Origin of the sequence: Candidatus Xianfuyuplasma coldseepsis (assembly GCF_014023125.1) — a bacterium.
GTDB lineage: Bacteria > Bacillota_I > Bacilli_A > Izemoplasmatales > Izemoplasmataceae > Xianfuyuplasma > Xianfuyuplasma coldseepsis.
The window spans coordinates 1,482,822-1,505,353 of the sequence record NZ_CP048914.1 but is presented as its reverse complement, the minus strand read 5'-3'; the positions used below and the strand labels follow the sequence as shown (position 1 = coordinate 1,505,353).

General features: G+C 39.3%; 21 protein-coding genes. 3 read left to right on the top strand and 18 right to left on the bottom strand.

Annotated features, from left to right (window positions below):
* Positions 1 to 8 precede the first annotated feature (8 nt).
* Together rpoZ and gmk are read right to left on the bottom strand one after the other, a co-directional pair.
* A complete protein-coding gene (gene rpoZ / locus G4Z02_RS07300; protein WP_258877356.1) occupies positions 9 to 227 on the bottom strand; it encodes a DNA-directed RNA polymerase subunit omega in 219 nt (72 codons plus the stop codon).
* Positions 227 to 847 carry a guanylate kinase gene (gmk, locus tag G4Z02_RS07295; RefSeq protein WP_258877355.1) on the bottom strand — a complete coding sequence of 207 codons (621 nt, stop codon included), beginning with the start codon at positions 845 to 847 and terminating at the stop codon, positions 227 to 229. The genes rpoZ and gmk overlap by 1 nt, the downstream gene beginning before the upstream one ends.
* 136 nt (positions 848 to 983) lie before the next feature.
* On the opposite strand from gmk, the gene G4Z02_RS07290 reads away from it, so the two are divergent.
* The gene (locus tag G4Z02_RS07290; RefSeq protein WP_258877354.1) at positions 984 to 2,648 is read left to right on the top strand and encodes an Rqc2 family fibronectin-binding protein; all 1,665 of its coding nucleotides are present in this window, start codon (positions 984 to 986) and stop codon (positions 2,646 to 2,648) included.
* Between the two features lie 15 nt (positions 2,649 to 2,663).
* On the opposite strand, the gene thrS is transcribed toward G4Z02_RS07290, so the two are convergent.
* The 16 genes from thrS to pepV all read right to left on the bottom strand — a co-directional run bounded on the left by thrS (position 2,664) and on the right by pepV (position 19,930).
* Complete coding sequence (gene thrS / locus G4Z02_RS07285) at positions 2,664 to 4,571, bottom strand: threonine--tRNA ligase (protein ID WP_258877353.1); 1,908 nt, start codon at positions 4,569 to 4,571, stop codon at positions 2,664 to 2,666.
* A gap of 282 nt (positions 4,572 to 4,853) precedes the next feature.
* A complete protein-coding gene (gene dnaI / locus G4Z02_RS07280) occupies positions 4,854 to 5,735 on the bottom strand; it encodes a primosomal protein DnaI (RefSeq protein ID WP_258877352.1) in 882 nt (293 codons plus the stop codon).
* Between the two features lie 8 nt (positions 5,736 to 5,743).
* Positions 5,744 to 6,931: a DnaD domain protein gene (locus G4Z02_RS07275; protein WP_258877351.1), complete on the bottom strand. Its 1,188-nt coding sequence runs from the start codon at positions 6,929 to 6,931 to the stop codon at positions 5,744 to 5,746.
* Positions 6,932 to 6,940: 9 nt separating this feature from the next.
* Positions 6,941 to 7,297, bottom strand: a complete 357-nt coding sequence (locus tag G4Z02_RS07270) for a hypothetical protein (RefSeq protein WP_258877350.1) — start codon at positions 7,295 to 7,297, stop codon at positions 6,941 to 6,943.
* The gene (coaE, locus tag G4Z02_RS07265; protein WP_258877349.1) at positions 7,298 to 7,897 is read right to left on the bottom strand and encodes a dephospho-CoA kinase; all 600 of its coding nucleotides are present in this window, start codon (positions 7,895 to 7,897) and stop codon (positions 7,298 to 7,300) included. It abuts the gene before it with no gap.
* 65 nt (positions 7,898 to 7,962) lie between these two features.
* Positions 7,963 to 8,796: a DNA-formamidopyrimidine glycosylase gene (gene mutM / locus G4Z02_RS07260; protein ID WP_258877348.1), complete on the bottom strand. Its 834-nt coding sequence runs from the start codon at positions 8,794 to 8,796 to the stop codon at positions 7,963 to 7,965.
* 2 nt (positions 8,797 to 8,798) lie between these two features.
* The gene (locus G4Z02_RS07255) at positions 8,799 to 9,296 is read right to left on the bottom strand and encodes a nitroreductase family protein (protein WP_258877347.1); all 498 of its coding nucleotides are present in this window, start codon (positions 9,294 to 9,296) and stop codon (positions 8,799 to 8,801) included.
* A complete protein-coding gene (locus G4Z02_RS07250; RefSeq protein ID WP_258877346.1) occupies positions 9,293 to 10,165 on the bottom strand; it encodes a cation diffusion facilitator family transporter in 873 nt (290 codons plus the stop codon). The genes G4Z02_RS07255 and G4Z02_RS07250 overlap by 4 nt, the downstream gene beginning before the upstream one ends.
* 10 nt (positions 10,166 to 10,175) lie before the next feature.
* A complete protein-coding gene (polA, locus tag G4Z02_RS07245) occupies positions 10,176 to 12,794 on the bottom strand; it encodes a DNA polymerase I (RefSeq protein ID WP_258877345.1) in 2,619 nt (872 codons plus the stop codon).
* A gap of 69 nt (positions 12,795 to 12,863) precedes the next feature.
* Positions 12,864 to 13,094 carry an acyl carrier protein gene (gene acpP, locus G4Z02_RS07240; RefSeq protein ID WP_258877344.1) on the bottom strand — a complete coding sequence of 77 codons (231 nt, stop codon included), beginning with the start codon at positions 13,092 to 13,094 and terminating at the stop codon, positions 12,864 to 12,866.
* 130 nt (positions 13,095 to 13,224) lie between these two features.
* Positions 13,225 to 13,965, bottom strand: coding sequence for a type III pantothenate kinase (locus tag G4Z02_RS07235; protein ID WP_258877343.1), 741 nt, complete (start codon positions 13,963 to 13,965; stop codon positions 13,225 to 13,227).
* A gap of 6 nt (positions 13,966 to 13,971) precedes the next feature.
* Positions 13,972 to 14,652 carry an ECF transporter S component gene (locus G4Z02_RS07230; protein WP_258877342.1) on the bottom strand — a complete coding sequence of 227 codons (681 nt, stop codon included), beginning with the start codon at positions 14,650 to 14,652 and terminating at the stop codon, positions 13,972 to 13,974.
* A gap of 51 nt (positions 14,653 to 14,703) precedes the next feature.
* Positions 14,704 to 15,771 carry a M42 family metallopeptidase gene (locus G4Z02_RS07225; protein WP_258877341.1) on the bottom strand — a complete coding sequence of 356 codons (1,068 nt, stop codon included), beginning with the start codon at positions 15,769 to 15,771 and terminating at the stop codon, positions 14,704 to 14,706.
* Complete coding sequence (trmB, locus tag G4Z02_RS07220) at positions 15,764 to 16,417, bottom strand: tRNA (guanosine(46)-N7)-methyltransferase TrmB (RefSeq protein ID WP_258877340.1); 654 nt, start codon at positions 16,415 to 16,417, stop codon at positions 15,764 to 15,766. The genes G4Z02_RS07225 and trmB overlap by 8 nt, the downstream gene beginning before the upstream one ends.
* 4 nt (positions 16,418 to 16,421) lie before the next feature.
* The gene (locus G4Z02_RS07215) at positions 16,422 to 18,563 is read right to left on the bottom strand and encodes an HD domain-containing phosphohydrolase (protein ID WP_258877339.1); all 2,142 of its coding nucleotides are present in this window, start codon (positions 18,561 to 18,563) and stop codon (positions 16,422 to 16,424) included.
* A 20-nt stretch (positions 18,564 to 18,583) separates the two neighbouring features.
* A complete protein-coding gene (gene pepV / locus G4Z02_RS07210; protein ID WP_258877338.1) occupies positions 18,584 to 19,930 on the bottom strand; it encodes a dipeptidase PepV in 1,347 nt (448 codons plus the stop codon).
* Positions 19,931 to 20,155: 225 nt separating this feature from the next.
* On the opposite strand from pepV, the gene G4Z02_RS07205 reads away from it, so the two are divergent.
* Together G4Z02_RS07205 and G4Z02_RS07200 are read left to right on the top strand one after the other, a co-directional pair.
* The gene (locus tag G4Z02_RS07205; protein WP_258877337.1) at positions 20,156 to 22,222 is read left to right on the top strand and encodes a heavy metal translocating P-type ATPase; all 2,067 of its coding nucleotides are present in this window, start codon (positions 20,156 to 20,158) and stop codon (positions 22,220 to 22,222) included.
* A complete protein-coding gene (locus tag G4Z02_RS07200; protein WP_258877336.1) occupies positions 22,215 to 22,529 on the top strand; it encodes an ArsR/SmtB family transcription factor in 315 nt (104 codons plus the stop codon). The genes G4Z02_RS07205 and G4Z02_RS07200 overlap by 8 nt, the downstream gene beginning before the upstream one ends.
* Positions 22,530 to 22,532 lie beyond the last annotated feature (3 nt).

Sequence of the window (22,532 nt, the reverse complement as noted above, 5' to 3'; positions counted from 1 at the left end):
GATTTTCTCTACTTTTTTTCTTCGAATTCAATATCGATCTTATCTTGTAAAATTTCTTCTAATGCAATTCCCACAGGTTTACTGCAATAGGGGTCCACAGATGTGTAATCATCTTCTTTGATTTTCTTTGCCCGTTTGGCACTAGCATAGGCCAATTTGTATTTGGAATCTATCTTCGTTAACAAATTGTCAATCGATGGATACCGTAATCCTTCTTTGTTTCTCATTATTCAACCTCCAGCATTTCTTTGTATTTGTATATAGCGCGTTCTGTCTTCGCATGCTCAGCACGGATGATTGCTAAGATTCGATCCGCAGCATTGGTAACTTCGTCGTTAACAACGATATAATCATACTTGTGAGCAAGAGGAAACTCCCGTTCAGCTTTGTCCATTCGTTGTTGAATCATATTGGGGTTTTCGGTTCCACGACGTAACAAGCGTCGATACAATGCTTCTTTCGTCGGGGGTGCAATAAAGATAAAGACACCGTCCGGTGCTTTTTCTCGTACTTGCAAAGCACCTTGTACTTCAATTTCAAGGACCACTTCTTTTCCGAGTTCAAGTTGCTCGTCTACCTTATCACGCGGTGTACCATAGTAATTACCCACAAATTCCGCATACTCTAAAAATTGGTCGTTTTTTATTCGTTCTTGGAACTCATCACGAGTCACAAAATAGTAATCTTCCCCATCAATTTCGCCTTCACGTGGTGCTCTTGTTGTCATTGAAATGGAATAGACCAAATCGTGCCCCTCGAGTTCAAACAACGCTTTACGAACCGTTCCTTTACCGACCCCTGAGGGACCGCTAATAACAATCAATAATCCTCGTTCATTGAGTTTCATGGAATTGCCCCTCCAGCTATACGGTAGATATGATAATTATTATATATGATACCACTAATTACTATAAAATGTAAGGATTTCGATAGACTTTTTACATTTTTTTTTAGGACTATGCTATAATATGACCGGTGATACTATGAGTTTTGATGGAAACATTATCCGACATTTAGTCGATGAATGGAAACAAGTGCTATTAGAAGGTCGAGTTCAGAAAATCTATCAGATTTCCCGATTTGACCTGCTTTTTATCATACACCAAAATCGAAAAAAACATCAATTCTTAATTAGCAGCTCTCCGCGGTATGCTCGAAGCTATATCAGTACACGAAACTACGACAAACCGGAATCCCCACCAACGTTTTGCATGTTTCTCCGTAAACAACTAATTGGAGGAATCATTCGTGATATTCAACAATTCGAGCACGATCGCGTCATCGTTTTTTCGATTGAAAAACGAAATGAACTAGGCGATTTAACAACCAAACAAATGATTTTGGAGATGATGGGTCGTTATTCCAATATCATTGTAACAAATGAAGATGGCAAGATCCTCGAAGCCATCAAACATTCCTTACCGTTTGATACAGAAAACAGAACCATCTTCCCCGGTGCTATTTACGAAACACCATCGTCAACGAAAATCAATCCCTACGATTCGGAGAAACTTCACAAGTTTCTATCGAATCCAGAGAATATCAATTATCGCACATTGCTGCAAAATATTATGGGATTTAGCCCCTTGGCGATTCATGAGGTATTGTATCGGTTCGAAACAGAACAACAATCCCTTCACGATATTTTTCAAACGATTCTAACAACATCAAATCCAACGATGATTACTGCAAAAAAAGATCAATTCTACCATATCGATTTGCATCATGTAAAAGGAATAAGAACTCATTACAATAGTGTCAATGAATTGCTCGATGACTTTTATGTTGATCGCGATAAAGTCGACATGGTAAAACAATACGCTAAAGAACTAACTACATTCGTAAAAAATTCGATCCATCGACTTCAACACAAAATTGATAAGTTGGCGATTGATTTGGAACAAACCAAAACAATGGATGAATACCGCATCAAAGGGGAGTTAATTCAGGCGAACTTACATCATTTACAAAAAGGTGAGGACCATATTGAATGTCTCAATTACTATACGAATGAGATTGTCGTCATCCCTTTAGATCCAACAAAAACACCGGTTCAAAATAGTGCTCAATACTTCAAAAAATACAAGAAGATGAAAACATCGATTCCTTATATCAAACGTCAAATTGCAAGTGCTCATAAAGAACTGGAGTACTTCATGGAACTAGAAAGTCAATTTGACTATGCATCCTTGCGTGATATCGCGGAAATAAAAGATGAGTTGATTGATAAAAAGTATCTGCGCGGTCATCGATCAAAGCAGAAACGAAATAAACCGAATTTCGATACATACATCGATGCTTCGGGTATCGAGATCATTGTTGGGAAAAACAATCTTCAGAATGCGCTCATCACACATAAACTCGCAAAGCACAATGACGTATGGTTCCATGTACAAAACGCTCCTGGATCTCACGTGATTGTTAGGCAATCGTTACCTCTTGAAGAAGGCACAATCCGCACCGCTGCCAATTTGGCTGCATACTATTCCAAAATGCGTCAATCCAGTAGTGTCGCCGTCGATTACACAGAAGTTCGCAACATCAAGAAAATCCCTGGTAAAACAGCGAATTTTGTCACCTACAAAAATCAAAAAACAATCTACATCGATCCCGATGAACAATTAATTTTAGCACTCAAAAAGGCATGAAACCATGCCTTTTTTTTAATGACCCTTGTTGTTTATTTCTGCTTGAATCATCTCAATAAACGCTTGTGTTGAGACCGTTGTTTGTTCTTTTTCACCATAGCGTCGATAGGTGACTTGATCGTGCTCAATTTCTTGATCCCCAATCACGATTTGATAGGGGATTTTATGGGTTTGTGCATGGCGAATTTTATAGCCAAGTTTTTCATCACGAAGATCAATCTCACTTCGCAGGTGATGTGCTAGTAACTTTTCGTTCAGTTTGTTTGCATAGTCCGCATGCAATCCTAAGTTAACGGGAATTACTTTCACTTGAACCGGTGCCATCCATGTGGGGAATGCACCAGCATAATGTTCGATTAAGATTCCAATAAATCGTTCAACCGATCCATAAAGGGCGCGATGCAACATGACAGGACGTTTCTTTTCCCCATCGGAGTCGATATAGGTTAAGTCAAATCGTTCCGGTAGGTTCATATCCAATTGAATCGTACCACATTGCCAGATGCGTTTCATCGAGTCTTTTAATTTAAAGTCCAGTTTCGGTCCATAGAATGCCCCATCACCAGGGTTCAATTTATACTCTTTACCCATCGCGTCGAGGGCGTCGGCCAGGGCTTTTTCGGAGCGGTCCCAGACGGCGATTTCGCCGATGTATTTATCTTCTGGTCGCGTTGATAATTCAATGTGATACTCCAAATCAAATACGGAGTACATGTAATCAAACAATCGTACCAGTTCTTGAATTTCATGGACAATCTGTTCTTCTGTCATGAAAATATGAGCGTCATCTTGGGTGAAGTTTCGAACGCGGAACAATCCTGCTAGTGCTCCACTTGCTTCATGGCGATGGACCAAGCCCAACTCCCCAACTTTGAGAGGGAAATCCTTGTAGGAATGGAGATCGCGTTTATAGACCAACATTCCCCCGGGGCAGTTCATTGGTTTGATCGCAAATTCATGATCATCAATGCTGGAAGTGTACATATTTTCACGATAATTTTCCCAGTGTCCCGACACTTCCCATAAATCACGGTTTAACATGATTGGTGTTTGGATCAGTTGATATCCTTCTTGTAAGTGAACGTCATACCAGAAGTTTTCAAGTTCGCGACGTAAAATCATTCCATTTGGTAACCAAAATGGAAATCCTGGTCCATATTCACTCAACATAAATAAGTCGAGTTCTTTACCGAGTTTGCGGTGATCGCGTTTTTTACGTTCTTCAAGAAGATATAAATACTCATCCAATTCTTCCTTGGTGAAAAATACCGTACCGTAGATACGAGTCAGTTGTTTATTATCGGAATCTCCACGCCAGTAAGCTCCAGCAACACTCAACAATTTAAAGTGTTTGATCCATTTGGTTGCTGGTAAATGGGGTCCTCGACATAAATCGGTGAAATTCGATTGGGCATAGATACTAATCTCCTCTTCAGCTGGTAAATCGGTAATCAGCTCAATCTTATACTCGTCATCTTTAAAGAAATCGAGTGCTTCTTCTTTGGATAAAACACCGCGCTCAATTTTCGATCCTTGTTTGACTTTACGCGCCATCGCTTTTTCGATTGCGGGAAAATCTTTATCACTGATGATGTCGTCTCCTAAATCCATATCATAGTAGAATCCATCTTCAATCACAGGTCCGACACCAAACTTCGCATGGGGATACATTTCTTTAATTGTTTCTGCTAAAAGATGAGCCGTAGAGTGTCGTAATACTTCTAAGGCTTCGGGGTCGCTATCTGTAATAAAACGAACCGATGCATCGTTGTTGATAACGGTATTCATATCCACCATCTTACCATCCACTTCGGCAACGATACAACGCTTCTTCAATGAGGACGAGATGTCTTTGGCAACATCAAACAGTGATATTGCGTGGTCGTAGTTCATTGAACTTCCATCGGGTAATTGAATCTTCATAATCATTCCTTCTTTCTATTATAAATAAAAATCGTCCTTACACAATTGTAAGGACGAATAAATTCCGTGGTACCACCTTGATTCCCGACGTATCGGGCACTTAAATCTGGTAACGTCAGCAACGGGAATCTCTTTCGAGTCCAACTCAGAGGGAGTAATCATTGAATTGTTGTGGTAGCTTGCACCATTTCTACCTCGCTAAAGCAACGTCATCAATCATCGTATCCTCGTCAACGTATTTCATTTTCATTATAACGCACGCTGTGATTTTGTCAAATCATTTTACATTTTGAATTCTTCACTAAGTGATTTGATACGGGCTTCAATTCGTGCAGCCTTCATTTTCTCGGCCATCTGATTGTTTAAAACCAATAAGTACGTCAAGTCTTTTTGACTGACATTACTGGTGAAGAATGTTGGTTTTTCATCCAATAAACGGTGTTGTAAGATTGGACCCAATATTTCATCACGAATCCATGCGCTTTGACTTTCCCCACCGATATCATCCAACATTAGTACGTCAATTTGTTTCAATTTACCAATCATTGTTTCCACCGTATTATCGTTAATGCGGCTTTTAAATTCACGTACTAGATCGGGATAATACGCAATGATGACTTGCACACCGCGTTTCGATAGTTCATTGGCGAGCGCACCTAAACTATAAGTTTTTCCTTGTTGGTATGCTCCGTATAAATACAGTCCTTTCGGGTGTTCTCCTTGCATATATTTATGGACGAAATTCGTCAATCGATTATAGATCTTCGTTCGGTTTTCACCGCGGGTGAAATCATAATCATCCATCGATGCTTCATAGATCATTTTCGGCATATAAAGTGCATCGATGTTGGCTTTTTGATTCAGTAATTGTTGCCGGTTTTGATTGAACGGACATTCTTGGTAATAGGATTTCACTTGTCCTTCTTCCATGCGTAACACGGGTTCGAGTCCAAGAGTGTCTTGTTTGCACGTATGAATCCCTTCACAATCTTGACATTTGTCTTTCTCAATTTTAAAGTTGAGGAAGGTTCCTAAATGACGTTCGATAAAATCGGTATCGACATCGTGATCAATGAAAAAATCACGCAGGACGACATCTTCTGCGAGATCATCAATCAGTTGATCCTTATCAATCGCGAGTTCTTGAAACCGTAATTTTTCCATAGTATCACCTATCGGTTATTCCAATACTCATCGAACCAATCGGATTCGATATCATTGGGAATGGTATTTTTTTGTTTGCTTGATTTGGAGGATTGCATCCGTTTTGTACGATTCTTAATCACAACAATCGCATCGTCGATTGTTGATACATGGTGGCGTTGCCATTCAACAGCTACTTTATCAAAATAGTTATAGGATGGGAACTCACCCAATTGGCCAACCACATACACCAATAAGAAGTTAATCACTTCTTGTGACAAATTGTAGTTATCGATTAGTCGTTCAACCACATTGAGTTCTTGAAGTGAGGGTTTCCCGTTCGACAAGATTCCAAGGATAACAGCCGGTGTAACGGTTTTGCATTTTTGCAACATATCCAAGTGTGATACGACATCCTGTGACGGTTGGACGTCCTCATGATGAATCGTATCCCGATCAAACTCATACCACTTGCGAGCATTCTTACTGAGTTCTCCTAAATCGATGTTTCGATCTTTATCAACAGTATCCATGAACACTTTTTGCATCGTGAACTCATCGAGGTTATAGACATAGGATAGGTTGTAGATTTTTTCTTTTACCTTGTTTGTAATTTTGCGACGATCGACGAAGTTCTTGGATAGCCCTTCCAAAAAAAGTTCAAAATCAAACGCGTGATTGATGTGGATCTTTGCTTTGCTTTTGGATGTGTAATTCGCTTTTGTTTCAATCGGTTTAGGTAAGGAATCAAACACTTTATCAAAGGTACTGGAGATGTTTGTAAATCCATCTTTTTCGGTGGTTGTAACTTTAAACAACCCACTGATTTCGTCAAATAAATCTTTCCCTAAACGACTAAATAAATACGCTCCTAACGATCCATCTTTGATGAACTCTTCGGCGGTTAATGGCGCTTTCAACTCATAGAGATAGATATCTTCATTATGATACGTTACCAGCAACCCAATGGCTTCTAACTTCTGACGAACTTGTTCAAATTGACGCGGTGACAATCGCATCGCATCATAGAGTAATTTATGATGGAACTCGGTTTGTTTTTTTGTACTGCGGTCGATGAGACTCCACAACGTCAAATACAGGGTGAACGCGTCACCCCCAAGGATTGGTTGATATAGTAATGTCAATACGTTGCGTTCGTCTCGATCCAACGTGTGGTACGTAATCAGACGAAACGTGTCGAGTCCATTGATATCCATGAAATCCTCCTACGGATGTAATCCTACTCCTTTATAAGGAAGTTGTTTATCCAAGTATTCATACAGGGCCATGATTTTCTTTTTCGGGCGATTAAATCCCAACATTGTATACATTTCCACCTTAAAGTCCACCGATGTTTCATAAGGTGTCACTTGGACAAAGGATACAATAATGTGATACTTTGATGCCTGCAAAAAGAGTTCTTTGTGCTCATCGTCGATATGGCGTACTTCAATCTTGTTTTTCTGTGCGTACTCCATAATCACTGCCTTGGCTTTTTGATAGTTTGTTTTGTAGTAATGTGAGCGTAATCCCACTTCCGAATGGAGTTCTTTTGATTCTGCTAACGGACTTAAAAATCCCATTTACTTCACCTCTAGTTGTTCCAATACATGATTGAAATCACGTTTGGTATCTAATATTGAGAACGAGTTGTCAATGACATATGTGGCTTGTTCTTTTTTGGCGTCTAATGATAGTTGTGCATCTATTTTCATGGCGGCATAATCTCGATCAATCTGATCGCGACTAATTAACCGCTCGATCTGATTTTCATAGTTTGTGTATACGACAACAGTCGCATCGCACTCTTTGTCGTATCCGGTTTCAAATAACAACGGAATATCAACAACAACGATGGGTTCATCCAACTCTTTGTACCGTTCAATTTCGGCATCGACGACATGGTATACTTCTGGATGTACAATCTGATTTAACTCATCGCGTTTGGTTTTGTTCGCAAAAATGATTTGACCGAGTTTCTTGCGATTAATCGATTGATCAGTAAGAAGGATATCCGATGTGAAATGATTGACGATGGCATCGTAAACCGTGGTTCCTTTTTGATACAAATCATGGGCGATTTGATCGGTATCGATCACTGGTATCCCCGCTTCTTTAAACATGGTTGATACCGTTGATTTTCCCGATGCAATCCCACCTGTCAATCCGATGATACGTGTCATATACATCACCCCTAACGTCTAAAAATTATTATATCATAAAGCCACTATAAAATATAGGTTTGTTGTTATTTGTGTCGTTGTTTTTGACAAGTTGTACAGAGATAGGTTCCACGTCCTCCAACTTTTGTTTTACTAATTGTCGTCCCACAAACAGGACATGGTTGATCCACTTTTGTATGAACGTTGAGTTCGTTTTGAAACCGTCCCGTCACACCGAGACTTGCGGTATACGAGCGAACTGTTGTACCACCGAGTTCGATCGCTTTTTCAATCACCTGTTTACACGACTGAATGATGAATTTAATTTGCTTTTTCGTCAGTAACCCAGCTGGTGTTTCCGGATGGATTTTACTTCGAAATAAAACCTCATCCACGTAGATGTTCCCCAACCCACATATCACCGTTTGATCTAACAATGTCGGTTTGATGGCACGTGTTTTATGGCGCAGTTTTTTTGTCAAGTATGTCGGTGTTAATTCGGATGATGTTGGTTCTGGGCCCAATCCAACCAATGGACTATTCTGTTTGATTTCAGCTGGATGAATTACATCAAATGTACCGAACTTACGTGTGTCATGATAACGTAAGGATGTTCCGTCGGTAAAATAAATAATCATGTGTTCGTGTTTTTCCTTGGGTTCATCGAGTGGTTTAATAAAATACTTTCCTTCCATCCGAAGATGTGAAAAAACAACCCAATCTTCGGTGATAAATTGAAGATGTTTTCCATAGCGATCCATCCGCTTGATGGTTTGTCCTTCTAACATGTGGATGAAGGTTGCTTCATCCACATTGCGAATCATCTTCGGATAAAACACATCGATATCGCGTATGGTTTTACCAACAATAACTTCTTGAAGTATACGTCGAACGGTTTCGACTTCGGGCATTTCTGGCATGATTACTCCATGGTATTACGATAGACGCGAGATGCGTCATAGCGTTTCGTGACCGATTTTGTTGTGTCAGGATGGCCAATCGCAATCTGGGCAAAGGCGGTTCCTTTGGTAATGTGCAGAATTTCGTTGATATACGTCATTCGTTCTTCTAGAGGATACACACCAATCCACACCGCTCCCAGTTGTTGTTCCACGGCAGAGAGCAATATATTCTCAACCGCTGCCGCACAATCTTGTGGTCGCATGCGGGGTGATTTCCCCCCCTCTTTCATCACCACGATAATGGCGAGTGGGGCATCGGCTAACATCCATGCTCCTCGCGATGCTTTGGATAATTGATCCAGTATTGTGCGATCGTCAACAATAATAAATTCCCACGGTTGTTGATTGTTTGCACTTGGAGCTTGCATTGCCGCTTCAAGCATGGTGGTAATAGCCACTTCAGAAACAGTCTCTTTGGTATAGTGACGAACACTTTGTCGTTTCATTAACAAACTCATAATTTACCTCCCGGATTTACATGAACACTCACATGACATATTTTCTCATTTTTTAGTAACGTCTCATGCACAAGATGAGCGATATCATGTCCTTCTTTAACCGTTTTTGTTCCATCAACTTTAATTTCTACAATAGCTTGATAATACGGACCATAGGCAATCATATCCAACTGATCAACCGCATGGACTCCGTCAATTTTTGCAATGCTTTCTTTGTATTCCTGACAGATCTCTTCCCCAACCGTTTTGCCTTGGATACTTTTTATGGCTTCTAACACGATAATAATCCCAATACGAATAATAAAGAGGGCGATGATAAATGAGGCGACTTTGTCACCGTACAGTAACCAATCGATATCCAACTGGTGTCCAAGCAGGACACCGCCTACACCGATAAACACAACGGCACTACTGATGACATCGCTAAACGATTCTTGACCTGATGCTTGAATGATTTCACTACCGGTTTCTTGTCCTTTTCGAATCAAATAACGGGCAAGTATTAGCTTCAAACCAATAACAACGACAATGATAACCATGGTTAATCCATTCGGCACCTCAATCGCGTTGGACCAATTTGTAATCACGTTTTTCCCGAGATTATAAGCAATCGTGATAATCGATAATCCAAGCAACAGACTTAATACATATTCAAACTTCCCATGACCAAAAGGATGATCCTCATCCGCTGGTTTGATGCTGTGGCGAATCCCAAGCACTACAAAAATGTCACTTAGTAAATCACTAATGCTGTGAACACCATCGGCAATCAAGGCAACACTATTAAAGAAAAAGCCACTTACAATTTTCATAAAGACCAAGAATACGTTGACATACAGGCTTTTTCGCATAATATGTTCATGGTTCATCGAATCACCTCTATTTGGTTTCGTATAAATTGTCTCCCAATACCGCTTCGACTTTCAGCGGTACTTGTAACGAGACGCATTGTTCCATCGTTGTAGTAACGAGATCATTCATTAAATCAATCTCATCCGGTGCTACATCAAAGATTAATTCGTCATGTATTTGTAGCAACATCTTCGATTGTACTTTTTGTTCTTTCATCACACGATCCAATTCAATCATAGCAATCTTAATAATATCTGCTGCACTTCCTTGAATCGGTGCATTCATCGCATTGCGTTTTCCACTTTCACGTTGCATGTAGACACTACTGTTCAGTTCGGGAATATAGCGACGTCGATGATAAATGGTTTCCGCATATCCATTGGATGTCGCTCCTTCAACAACGCCATCCATAAATTGTTTAATACCCGGAAATTGCTGGTAGTATTTATCAATAAACAGTTGGGCTTCTTTTTTATTAATATGAATTCCTTCACTCAATCCCCATGCACTTTGACCGTATATAATTCCAAAGTTTACCGCTTTTGCTTGACGTCGTTCAAGGGATGTAATGTCCTCTTTATCGAAGATCTGTTTCGCGGTTTTGGTATGAATGTCCTCATTGTGTTTAAACGCATCAATCATGACTTTCTCATTGGCCATATGAGCTAATACACGGAGCTCTATTTGTGAATAATCGCAGGCGAGCAATTGATGTTGTTGTTCAGGAATAAATACTTTTCGTATTTCTCTTCCTTCTTCGTAACGAATCGGAATATTTTGCAAATTAGGCTCAACGCTACTTAGTCGTCCTGTCGAGGTAAATGCCTGACGATAGATGGTATGAATTCGTCCATCATCCATAATCGCAGCATCCAACCCAATGATATAGGTACTGTGTAGTTTTGTTAAGGTTCGATAGGTCATTATTTTTTCAATAATCGGGTGATGATCGACTAATTTTTCTAAGATATCAACCTTAGTTGAATAGCCTGATTTTGTTCGTTTGGCAAAGGGCAACTCCAGTTTCTCAAACAAAATCACACCGAGTTGCTTCGGTGATGAAATATTAAATTCCTCTCCCGCATCGGCATAGATTTCCTCGGTGATCTGATCTATTTTTGCTTTTAACTCCGAATTTAATTGTTGTAATTTATCACGATCAACACGTATTCCTGTATGTTCCATTTTTGCTAAAATACGAGATAATGGTAGTTCAATATCGGTGAACAAATCAAGTTGTTCGTTGTCCTTTAACTGATCCAACAATGGTTGTTTCAGTTCATGGATGGCTACGGCTTTTTTGACCGCATACATTTGATACGCTTCTTCCGTAGGAATCGCGTATTTCGCTCCTTTACCATACACTTCTTCTTTGTACGATACATCCAGATATTCAAAGTTACTGACAATCACTCGGAAATCTTCTTTGGTATTGTTTGGATTTAAGATGTATGCTGCTAATAATAAATCAAAAGTAACACCTTGAATATCGTACTGATCATTTAATAAGACAACACGCATCATCTTCCAATCGAACACACTTTTTGGAATGGATTCATCCCGTAAAAACAATTGTAAATCCATGGATTGATGAATCATCTCATAGGGGATATAATACGATCCTTTGTCATTGACAACTCCAAATCCAAGCGCTTGTGCTTGATGATAGTTGGTACCATAGGTTTCTAAGACAATACAACTGTCTGGTTCTAATATATCCTTGATGTCCAACACAGTATCGACAAGGGTATACTCAAAGGTCTTTTTCGGTTGTGGTTGAACGCGATTAAACCGTTTAATTAAGGAGTGCAATTCCAGTTCTTTGTAAAATTCCAACATTTCCTCTTCCACGACACCATCGTACTCGATTTCATCCAGTGAGAAGTGGAACGATACATCGGTCTTGATCGTTGCGATTTGTTTACATAAAATCGCATCTTGGTAATGCGCCCGAATCCGTTCCCCAAGTTTTCCTTTAATCTCATCCATGTGATCAATAACACCCTGCAAACTACCATATTGTTTTAGGAGCTTGACTGCGGTTTTCTCCCCGACTCCAGGTATTCCAGGTAGATTATCCGAAGCATCCCCCATCAATCCTTTTAGGTCCGGAATCAAATCGGGAGTAACTCCCATAGTTTCGGCCATATACTCCGGCGTATACGAGACATAGTTTTGCATCCCTTTTTTGCTCGAACGCAGATGAACCTTGTCATTGACAAGTTGGAGCAAATCTTTGTCGTTGCTGATGATTTCAATTTCATCGAATTGATCATAGTATTTAGTTGCATAGGTACCGATGATATCGTCGGCTTCTATCAGCTCAATTTCACGTTGTTTTACCCCGAGAACATCGAGACTTTTCTTAATTAAATCAATCTGTGATCGAAACTCATCCGGCATCGGTTTGCGTCCCCCTTTATAATCGGGAAATGATTCGTGGCGAAAGGTCTTTCCAGATTTATCAAAGGCGACTAATATATGGGTAAAATCTTCATTTAGTACCGAGTTCATCATATTGACAAAGCCAAACACTGCATTGGTGTATTGGCCTTTGGAGTTTTGCATTAAATTTCCGGAATATGCGGTTCCATAATAGGCCCGAAACATCACATTTGATCCGTCCATTAAAATCAGTTTTTTCATCGTATTCACCTCGTTATTGTCTATGTTCATTGTACCATAGAATAAAAAAAATACTCAGTAATCTGAGTATTATTTTCCTTGGTTTTCCAAATATTTTACGATATCGGAAACCAATTTGATTTTGGTTGCTTCGCTGTCGGCAATCTCGACATCAAATTGAGACTCAATTTCCATGATTAATTCAATTGCATCTAAGGAGTCGGCACCAAGATCCTCCGTTAAATCGGATTCTAATGTAATGGTGTCTTCTTCAATACCTAATTCTTCTGCAATAAGCTCTTTCACTTTTTCAAAAATCATCATTTCTCTCCTCAAGTATAATTACTAATAATTATAGATAATAAATGACCATTTGTCAATGTACACTAGGGGTTTTCTCAGAATCCCGTTGTTTTTTCTTGTAAAACAAAAAAATAAGAGGACAATCCTCTTATTTTTGATTCTTTTGATAAATGACAACCAACCCTTTTAGAAGTAATAGTTCATCAACGATTGTGTCATACGATAACAAGTCTTTCACAAACCGTGACGCACCACCTGTAACAATCAATGTGGGGGATGTTTTATACTCGTCTTGAATTTTCCGTGCCATGGCTTCAATCATCAGCGCATGACCATAGAGTAATCCAGAGTTCAAACAATCAATCGTATTGGTTCCGAGTACTTTTTTCGGGGTTGTAAATTCAAATTGGGACAATTGTGATGCGTTGTGTACCAAGGCATCCCGTTGCGTCACCAATCCAGCCATGATTGCCACTCCTTTAATAATCTTGTGTTCAATATAAGTAAAGGTTGTAGCAGTCCCCATGTCGACGACAATTGCATTGTCGGTATATTCATCCAATACTGCGGCGGCACTCGCAACCAAATCCGAACCCACTTCTTTGGGATTATCCACGATAATTTTGATTCCGGTTTTAATCCCTGGTCCGACAAATATTGGCGTTATATCGTAATATTTAATCGCTAAGTTCTTAATGATGATATTGAGTTCTGGGACAACGCTAGAGACAATGATATCGTCGGCACCATTCAGTACATCGCGCAATAACACATAGTACTCATCAACGCTTTTCGTTTTGTCGGTCGTAAACCGATAAGTCGGGCCCAGTTGATTGGTATATTGGGCAAGTACAATATTGGAGTTTCCGATATCAATTACAACTAACATGGCGCATCACTCCTGATTGTTTAAGACGACATTCAAACGATTGGCGACGGGTACACCAACGACAATTGCAACAGCAATTTCAAGTAGCGAGTTAAAAATAAAGATTGTTGCGATAAATCCAAAGATCGTTCCACTACTTAGAAAATAGCTCGCAATAAAATCGATTGTCCCAATGGTGTCTGCCTGTGTTAGTTCAGCACCAACTTCGGTTTCTAACACACGATTTAAGACATCATAGACATCGAAAAACCAGTTGTTTTTCGCCACGATATACATCAAAGGAATGACCAATAACGAATGAAATAGCGTCATTACACCAAAGAATAATCCGTTTTGAAGAAATTCATTGGAGACCAATTTCCGGAAAAATTTGAGGACGTCATACGCGAAAAATCCGATGAGGAAACGCGGTAACACACTCACGATCGGATTGGTAAAAACCGGATCGAGTAGTGAAGTTGGTCGGGTAAACGCCACAAATAATGAGGTGATTCCAAACAGGGCTCCTAAAAACCCGCCTACTTTACGGCCACCATAATATGCACCGACTAAAATCGGAATGTGAATTATGGTGAAACCTACAAATGCATTGACATTAATAAAGCCAAAATTCGGAACCAATGCCATGACAAGAACGATTGCTGAAAGAACCGCTGTCAAGGTTAGTTCTCTTGTTTTCATATTCATTTTTTTCTCCTTTTTAGGCCACAAGGGTCCCATAAGTTTTATATGATAAAATTAAACGTTTTGTTTAATCTGATCAACTGTTTTTGCATCGAACATACGAATGATTTTATAGACGATTTTCTTCACTTCTTGATAGTCTTTCGTACTGATCATCGAGGTGGTTGAATGGATGTAACGTGCAGGCATCCCAATCGTCGCGACAAGTGTCCCTCCATTGGCAAGTTGAACACGTGCTGCATCGGTTCCACCCATCGATTTATAATATTGATATTTGATGCCATCTTCTTCGGCAGCATTGATGATAAACTGTTTCATTCCTTGATGCATAATTGCACTGGGATCGTAGAATCGAAGTAAAAATCCTTCTCCGATTTTGCCACTGACGTCATCGCCATCAAATGAATCGGCACACGGGCTACAATCAATCGCGATAAAGACATCCGGTTTAATTAAACCAGCTGCGGTTTTTGCACCCCGTAGTCCCACTTCTTCTTGGACTGTTGCACCAGTATAAAGCTGGCATTTTAAGTCTTCCTTTTTGGTATCGCGAGCAATTTCTAGTGCCATCCCACAACCAAAGCGATCATCCCATGCTTTACTGAAGATTTTTTCGCCATCTTTACTGACGGTGTAATGGTTACGGGCAACGACTTGTTGTCCTACACGTACCCCAAGTTCTTTGGCATGATCGTCGTTGTTTGCACCGATATCAACAAGTAAATCATTAAATTTTATATCGGTTGGTTTTTCATCTGTTCCCCGTAATAAATGCGGTGGTTTACTAGCGGTAACACCAGGAATTTTTTCGAGATCATCGGTGATAATATCAACATGTTGACTGAGAAATACATTTCCATGCATCCCCCCTAGATTCGTCATTTTAATCAATCCGTTTTTATTGATTCCCGTGACGATTCCACCCACTTCATCCATATGACCAGCAATCATAACTTTGGGTCCGTCAAAATCTTTGTTAATCACCCCAAAAATACTACCTAGACGACCTTCAATAATCTCTTCTACATGAGGTTCTAACTGTGTTCGCATGTAGTCTCGTATCGGTTTTTCAAAACTAGGTGCTCCCGGTAAATCGACCAAATCCCGATATAGTTTATCCATCATTATCCTCCTTGAATCGTGCAATCAACTGTTTGATTGGAACGCCTTGTTCCACAAACTTATCTTCAAACTCCGTACTTATAATAGCATGTTTTGGGCTTGTATGTAAATCATATTCCACCGACAGAATTTCCATTCCAAACTGTTTCATTGTTTCGAGACTATAGGCAAACAAATCATCATTGTCTGTCTTGAAGTGAATCTCTCCCTGTGGAATCAGTAATTCTTGATAGAGTCGTAAGAACCGTGGATTCGTTAATCGCCGTTTCTCGTGGCGAGCTTTGGGCCAAGGATCACTAAAATTTAAGTAGATTCGTTCAATCGATTGCGGTTGAAATAAATCCAATATAAACTGGGCATCCATCCGGATTAAACGACAGTTGTCCAACGGCTGATCAATCAATTTCTGGAGTGCTTTGACAATCGCAGAATCAAATTTTTCAATACCGATGAAATTCCGATGGGGATATTGTTGTGCCATCTGATATATAAATTGTCCTTTACCCATCCCGATTTCCACCGACAAAGGTTGTTGTTTGACAAAGAAATTGTCCAAATAAATCGGATCGTGCTCGATGTCGTCATAGATGAACTCAGGATGACCTTCAATCAACTCACGAGCTCCTTTTACATATCGTAATCGCATTGTATCACCGCTTCTTAATAATGGTTAAAAATTGATTGACAAGGTCTGGATCAAATTGTGTTCCAGCATTGTCCTTAATTTCTTTTAATGCTTGTTTCTTGCTTCGTGCTTTATGATACACACGATCTGTGGTCATTGCATCGTAGGCATCACATATACTGATGATGCGAGAATATAGAGGTATCTCATCACCACGTAATCCATGCGGATATCCTCGTCCATCATAGCGTTCATGATGATATAAAATCGCAATCCCAATATCCTCATTGTCGATAATGTTGGAAATGATTTTATATCCACTCTCACTATGATACTTAATTGCCTCGTATTCCTCTTCAGTTAATCGTCCTGGTTTGCTTAGTAATTGTTCACTGATTGATATTTTACCAATATCATGCAAGTCGGCTACTAAGCGAATCTCTTCAATCTCGTAATCCCGTTTTCGTCCCGTGGAGCGCAATAGATCCTCTGCTAGATTACTGACGCGCTGACAATGCGCCTCGGTTTCTTCGGTTCGTTCATGAAGGGTTTCCAATATGGTTGCTAACGCCGTACTCTTCCGTGATTTTCGATTGGTTAACTTACGTCGGTACATGATGTTTTCCGCTTGACGGAACGTTTCATCAAATGAATCGTGTTCGCGGAAGTAACTATATCCACTACTAATATCAAATCCGACCCCATATATCCGGAAATTACTGACACGTACTTTCAGTTCTTTTTCTAGCGCGTGTACGCGTTCTGTGGTTGCTTGTGGGATCCGAATCACAAATTCGTCCCCACCAATGCGATATACATCTTCCTCATGAAATATATCACGCAAGATATCGGCCAAACTGATGAGCAGTTTATCTCCTTCAAGATGACCAAAGGCATCATTAATCAGTTTTAATCCATCCACATCAATAATCATTAACGCAGCGTCCATATCAATCTCTTGTTGATGTGAATACTTCTCAAATTGATTTCGATTGTATAATTTTGTTAATAAGTCATGAGTTGCCATAAATGATATTTCTTGTTGGGCGAGTTCTTCGTTGGTACGGTCACGTAATATTCCAAAGACCTCAGAGACTTCACCATATTCATCCTTTTGAGCAAATATGCTGGATTGCACATATCGAAAGTCACCATTCTTAATGATTCGATAATTCGTTGTCATCCCAGACGGGTTATTGCGAATATGGTTGGTCGAATAATCATAATCTTCTAAATCATCTGGATGAATGATATCACGAACTTGTTGCAAATCAATCACACTCTCCAACCCAAAAAACTCATCCAACTCTCTAGAGGGTTCAAATTGCTGTTCTTGCATATGAAAATAAAATGTTGCAATATTTGCAATTTTCCGTGTTTCCTGGAATAAACGATCCGCTTGTTCGCGCTGCATTTCTTGATGTTTTTCTTGATCAATGTCTTTCACCAATCCCCGTATCCGAATCGGGAAATTACGGTAGCGCTCCTCAACAAAGGCAAAGTAACTAATCCATACGTATTCTTTTGTGGCTTGGTTTTGAAAACGAACTTGGGACGCCATTTGATCGATCGTACCATCAAATAGCTGATCCATTTGCTTTTGGAATCGCGCTTGATCAAGGGGATGAATATGGATGGTAAACAAATCGACATAATCTTGGTACGTAATCGATTCCAAACCAACTAGTTCTGGGAGACGATCACTATAATCAAATTGTTTGTTTCGTAAGTCAAACTCAAAATACGCTGTTTCGGTCGACACAAACATCGTCGAAACGAGATTCTCTTGCATACTTGGGTCCACGCTCTTAACATACGACGTTAAATCACGAAAACTCGTTAGAAAACGATTCTCACCGGTTTTAACCGCATAAATATTAAAGTATCGATCCACTTCTTCAGTGTAATTTGTAAAGTGTTTTGGGATTCCGCTTTGAACGACTTCATGATAAATATTCAACCACGTCTTTTCGATCTTGGGAAAGATTTCGTATGCTAGTTTACCCATGATTTCCTCTTGTTTTATGCCCATCAAATCACAAAACATTTTATTGACATACAAATAGCGATAATCAATTGGATTACCGCGTTCATCGTACACTAGCTCGTGATCAGCAATGGAAAAATCAACGAAATCAAGCAATTCTTTGTGGTAGGATTCATCCATGGAATCACCTCGAGTAAAAGTTATTTTGATAACTGATAAATTGCTTCCATATAGATAGCGGTTGCTTTCAGTAAGTCTTCGACATAAATGTATTCATCAACTTGATGTGCTACATCTTTTCGTCCTGGCATATTGGGGCCAAATGCGACTGCTTTTTTCAAACTACGGGCATAGGTTCCTCCACCAATGGTGAGGAGTTCACTATCAACATCATCAGTGTATTTCTGATACGCCTGATGCAATGTCAATACTAGAGGATCGTCCTTCGATACATAGTGGACTGGCAAATCGGTAATGATTTTATATTTAAAGTTAACGTGTTTTACTGCTGCTTTGATATTTAAAAAGGCATTGTCTTTATCCCATCCTTTGGGGAAACGACAATTAATTCCAATCTTAAACTCATTGTCTTTGTATTGATAGACCGCAGGATTCATTGTGAATTCTTTCATTTCGTCATCAAAATGATCAATTCGCAACTTCTCACCTAAATGATCAAATGTTAAATATTCATTAATAAACGTGATAAATGGATTATCAATGTGTTCATGTAAAAACTGAGCTAAAATGAATGCGGCATTAATTCCCAAATTCGGTTGCATCGCATGAGCACGTTTTCCGTATACTTTGTAGGTTCCTTCTTCATATGCTCCATGCAACCCATTGAACGATAAATATTTATCGAACTCATCCTGCAAATCTACACGCAATGTACATTCTGCATAATCAGGTACGACATTATAGCGATCGCCAGCAGTAAACGTTACCAAGGATTGATCGTCGGTTTTACCGGTGATGTCAAATGTCAAAATCCCTTTTTCACCATAAATCAACGGAAAGCTTGCATCCGGTGCAAACCCAATATCGGGCATTTCTTCGGTTTTAAAGTACTCTTTAATACCACGCCACTCTGTTTCCTCATCCGTCCCAAGAATAATCCGAACTCGTTTGTGCAATTCGACGTCCATCTCTTTCAAGAACTTCAGGGCAAAATACGCCGCCATGGTTGGTCCCTTATCATCTCCCGCTCCGCGAGCAAATAATTTCCCATCCTTGATGATCGGATCAAATGGTGGATTGCTCCATCCATCTCCCGTAGGCACCACATCCAAATGGCATAATACCCCGACAATTTCCTTCCCACTTCCATACTCGATGTGAGCGGCATAATTATTGATGTTTTTCGTAATAAATCCATCTGCTTGTGCCATGCCAAGCATGTAATGTAAGGCATCATTGATTGATTGTCCAAACGGTGTATCACTCTCCGGATTGAATTTATCCAATACACTTGGTATTTGAAGTAATTCTTTGGCTTTTTTAAGAAGCTCATCTTGATGATCTAACACGTATTGATAAAAATCCATAATATCACCCTTTCTAAAATAATATACCATTAATAATGGTATTTTTCAACGATATTAAACCAGTCATTATGAGATTGTTTGTATTTCAAAAAAAACTGCGATATAATACAAATTAGGAAAACTTATTATTAAACTTGACATATGAGTATACATTCATATATAATCTATGAGTATTTATCACACGAGCAATCCTATGTAAGGGATCATCATTCGAGGTGATACATTATGATTAAAAAAGTGATTATGCGAAACCTAATCTGTTCCAACTGTGCTGGACGTATTGAAAAAGCACTAACGGAACTCCCATATATTAATTCAGCAAGTTTTAACTTCCCTAACCAAGTAATGCTAATTGACGCGACCGATGAATACGATGAAGAAAATGCGATCCCTGAAATCCGCACAATTGTGGATAGTATTGAAGATGGTGTAGACACCTATTCCTACGATAAGCGACATTTCATGGAAACCAAAAAGGAAATTGAAACATACTATACCTTCTTCATTGGTGTTGCGATTTATCTCATTGGTTACATTTTTGAATACTTTGATATTACGATAGGATACTTGTCCTTGTATTGGCTAGGATATGTATTTATCGCCTATAAAATCGCACGAAAAACATACAAAGGTATTCGGCGTGGACAAGTATTTGATGAAAACACCCTGATGTTTATCGCAACGATTGCCGCTATGGCATTAAACCACTATTATGAAGCCGCATTGGTTATTATCTTCTATACCGTTGGTGAGTATTTGCAACATCAAGCGGTTCATCGAAGTAAACAGGAAGTATCGACATTGATCGACTTAAAGATTGAATACGCCAATAAAATCGAAGGTGATAAAGTCATCATTGTGGATCCCTTATCGATTGTAAAAGGAGATCGTCTTGTAGTTAAAAACGGTGAGAAAATCCCTGTTGATGGTACAATCGTGAAGGGAACAACATCGTTAAACACTAGTGCTCTAACTGGGGAAGCAAAACTCTCCACGGTTAAACTAGGCGATTATGTTCTTTCAGGAAACATTAATGTCGGTAGTGTTATTGAAATTGAAGCAAAGAAAGAATACACCGAATCAACCATCGCTAAAATGATTGATTTAATCGAGAACTCAACAAACCATAAAGCCCGTCCAGAAAACTTTATTACCAAATTTGCACGGTATTATACACCAACCGTTACCGTCGCAGCATTCTTGATGTTCTTGATTCCAACTCTATTCGACCCAAACAACTTCCAGCGTTATATCTATAGTGCAGCAATCTTTCTCGTTGTCAGTTGTCCATGTGCTCTAGTGCTTTCCGTACCATTATCGTACTTCGCAGGAATTGGGTCTGCAGCACGCAAGGGGATCTTATTCAAAGGTAGTTCATTCCTTCATATGGCAACCAATGTTGACGTGATAGGAATTGATAAAACAGGTACATTAACACACGGCAATTTCGAAGTGACTGACTTTAGTGATCAAGAAACTTTGAAGTTGGCTGCAAGTATCGAACGATATAGCAATCATCCAATCGCACAGTCGATTGTTAACTATTACGAAGGCGATTATTACGACTTCGAAAACGTCGAGGAAGTTCCTGGATATGGACTTGTGGTAACTACAGAGGAAGGTACAATTCTTGCTGGAAATCGTAAACTCCTCACAAAGCACAAAGTTAAAGTTTCCGATAAGAAAAATGTTGTTGGAAGTAACGTATTTATTAGTAAATATGGAAGATATATCGGTCGCGTTATCATCTCCGATACGATTAAGGATTCTTCACGAAATGTCATTCGACGATTATCCCAAAAATACCATATCACGATGTTAACCGGAGACAACAAAGCCATTGCTACAACTGTAGCCGATGACTTGGGTAATATCAATTTTGTCAGCAGCTTGCTACCGGATCAAAAAGTAGATGCCTTCAATCAATTGAAATCGAAAAAGAATAAAATGTTTGTTGGTGACGGAATCAACGATGCACCATTATTAAAAAATGCTGACATCGGCGTTGCGATGGGTGATGGAAGCGAAATCGCAATAGATGTCGCCGATGTTGTTATTATGGGAAAAGAATTAACGCTCCTTGAACAAGCGCTTAATATTGCCCATAAGACAAAGAATATCGTGTATCAAAACATTATATTCAGCCTATCGATTAAGTTTTTATTCTTAGTGCTTGCAGGATTTGATATGACAACGATGTTAATGGCAATTTTCGCTGATGTAGGTATTACATTAATTGCCGTAGTAAATAGTTTACGATTAATTTATACAAGGGGGAACAAGAATGTGTGATGATGACAAGATTAGAAACATAACCGAGGCAGTACAATTATTTAAAATCTATAGTGACTTTACACGACTACGCATTATCGAATTATTATTGGACAACGAAATTTGTGTTCAAGACATTGCGAATGAGCTTGATACAAGTCAGTCGGCGATTAGTCACCAGTTAAAACTCTTACGTGATTTGCATGTCGTCAAAGCAAGAAAACAAGGAAAACAAGTTTTTTACAGTTTACAAGATAATCATATCAAAGAGATTTTCATTATGGCATATTCCCATGTTACCGAATGTAATGACCAAGAGGCACAGTGATGT

Coding starts and splice junctions, on each gene's coding strand:
- G4Z02_RS07250 (WP_258877346.1), bottom strand. CDS start 10,165: ATGAACCATGAACATATTATGCGAAAAAGCCTGTATGTCAACGTATTC.
- rpoZ (WP_258877356.1), bottom strand. CDS start 227: ATGAGAAACAAAGAAGGATTACGGTATCCATCGATTGACAATTTGTTA.
- G4Z02_RS07235 (WP_258877343.1), bottom strand. CDS start 13,965: ATGTTAGTTGTAATTGATATCGGAAACTCCAATATTGTACTTGCCCAA.
- trmB (WP_258877340.1), bottom strand. CDS start 16,417: ATGCGATTACGATATGTAAAAGGAGCTCGTGAGTTGATTGAAGGTCAT.
- G4Z02_RS07200 (WP_258877336.1), top strand. CDS start 22,215: ATGTGTGATGATGACAAGATTAGAAACATAACCGAGGCAGTACAATTA.
- G4Z02_RS07270 (WP_258877350.1), bottom strand. CDS start 7,297: ATGGGATTTTTAAGTCCGTTAGCAGAATCAAAAGAACTCCATTCGGAA.
- G4Z02_RS07290 (WP_258877354.1), top strand. CDS start 984: ATGAGTTTTGATGGAAACATTATCCGACATTTAGTCGATGAATGGAAA.
- G4Z02_RS07275 (WP_258877351.1), bottom strand. CDS start 6,931: ATGGATATCAATGGACTCGACACGTTTCGTCTGATTACGTACCACACG.
- G4Z02_RS07205 (WP_258877337.1), top strand. CDS start 20,156: ATGATTAAAAAAGTGATTATGCGAAACCTAATCTGTTCCAACTGTGCT.
- gmk (WP_258877355.1), bottom strand. CDS start 847: ATGAAACTCAATGAACGAGGATTATTGATTGTTATTAGCGGTCCCTCA.
- G4Z02_RS07255 (WP_258877347.1), bottom strand. CDS start 9,296: ATGAGTTTGTTAATGAAACGACAAAGTGTTCGTCACTATACCAAAGAG.
- dnaI (WP_258877352.1), bottom strand. CDS start 5,735: ATGGAAAAATTACGGTTTCAAGAACTCGCGATTGATAAGGATCAACTG.
- G4Z02_RS07230 (WP_258877342.1), bottom strand. CDS start 14,652: ATGAATATGAAAACAAGAGAACTAACCTTGACAGCGGTTCTTTCAGCA.
- polA (WP_258877345.1), bottom strand. CDS start 12,794: ATGAAAAAACTGATTTTAATGGACGGATCAAATGTGATGTTTCGGGCC.
- G4Z02_RS07215 (WP_258877339.1), bottom strand. CDS start 18,563: ATGGATGAATCCTACCACAAAGAATTGCTTGATTTCGTTGATTTTTCC.
- coaE (WP_258877349.1), bottom strand. CDS start 7,897: ATGACACGTATCATCGGATTGACAGGTGGGATTGCATCGGGAAAATCA.
- thrS (WP_258877353.1), bottom strand. CDS start 4,571: ATGAAGATTCAATTACCCGATGGAAGTTCAATGAACTACGACCACGCA.
- pepV (WP_258877338.1), bottom strand. CDS start 19,930: ATGGATTTTTATCAATACGTGTTAGATCATCAAGATGAGCTTCTTAAA.
- acpP (WP_258877344.1), bottom strand. CDS start 13,094: ATGATTTTTGAAAAAGTGAAAGAGCTTATTGCAGAAGAATTAGGTATT.
- mutM (WP_258877348.1), bottom strand. CDS start 8,796: ATGCCAGAAATGCCCGAAGTCGAAACCGTTCGACGTATACTTCAAGAA.
- G4Z02_RS07225 (WP_258877341.1), bottom strand. CDS start 15,771: ATGGATAAACTATATCGGGATTTGGTCGATTTACCGGGAGCACCTAGT.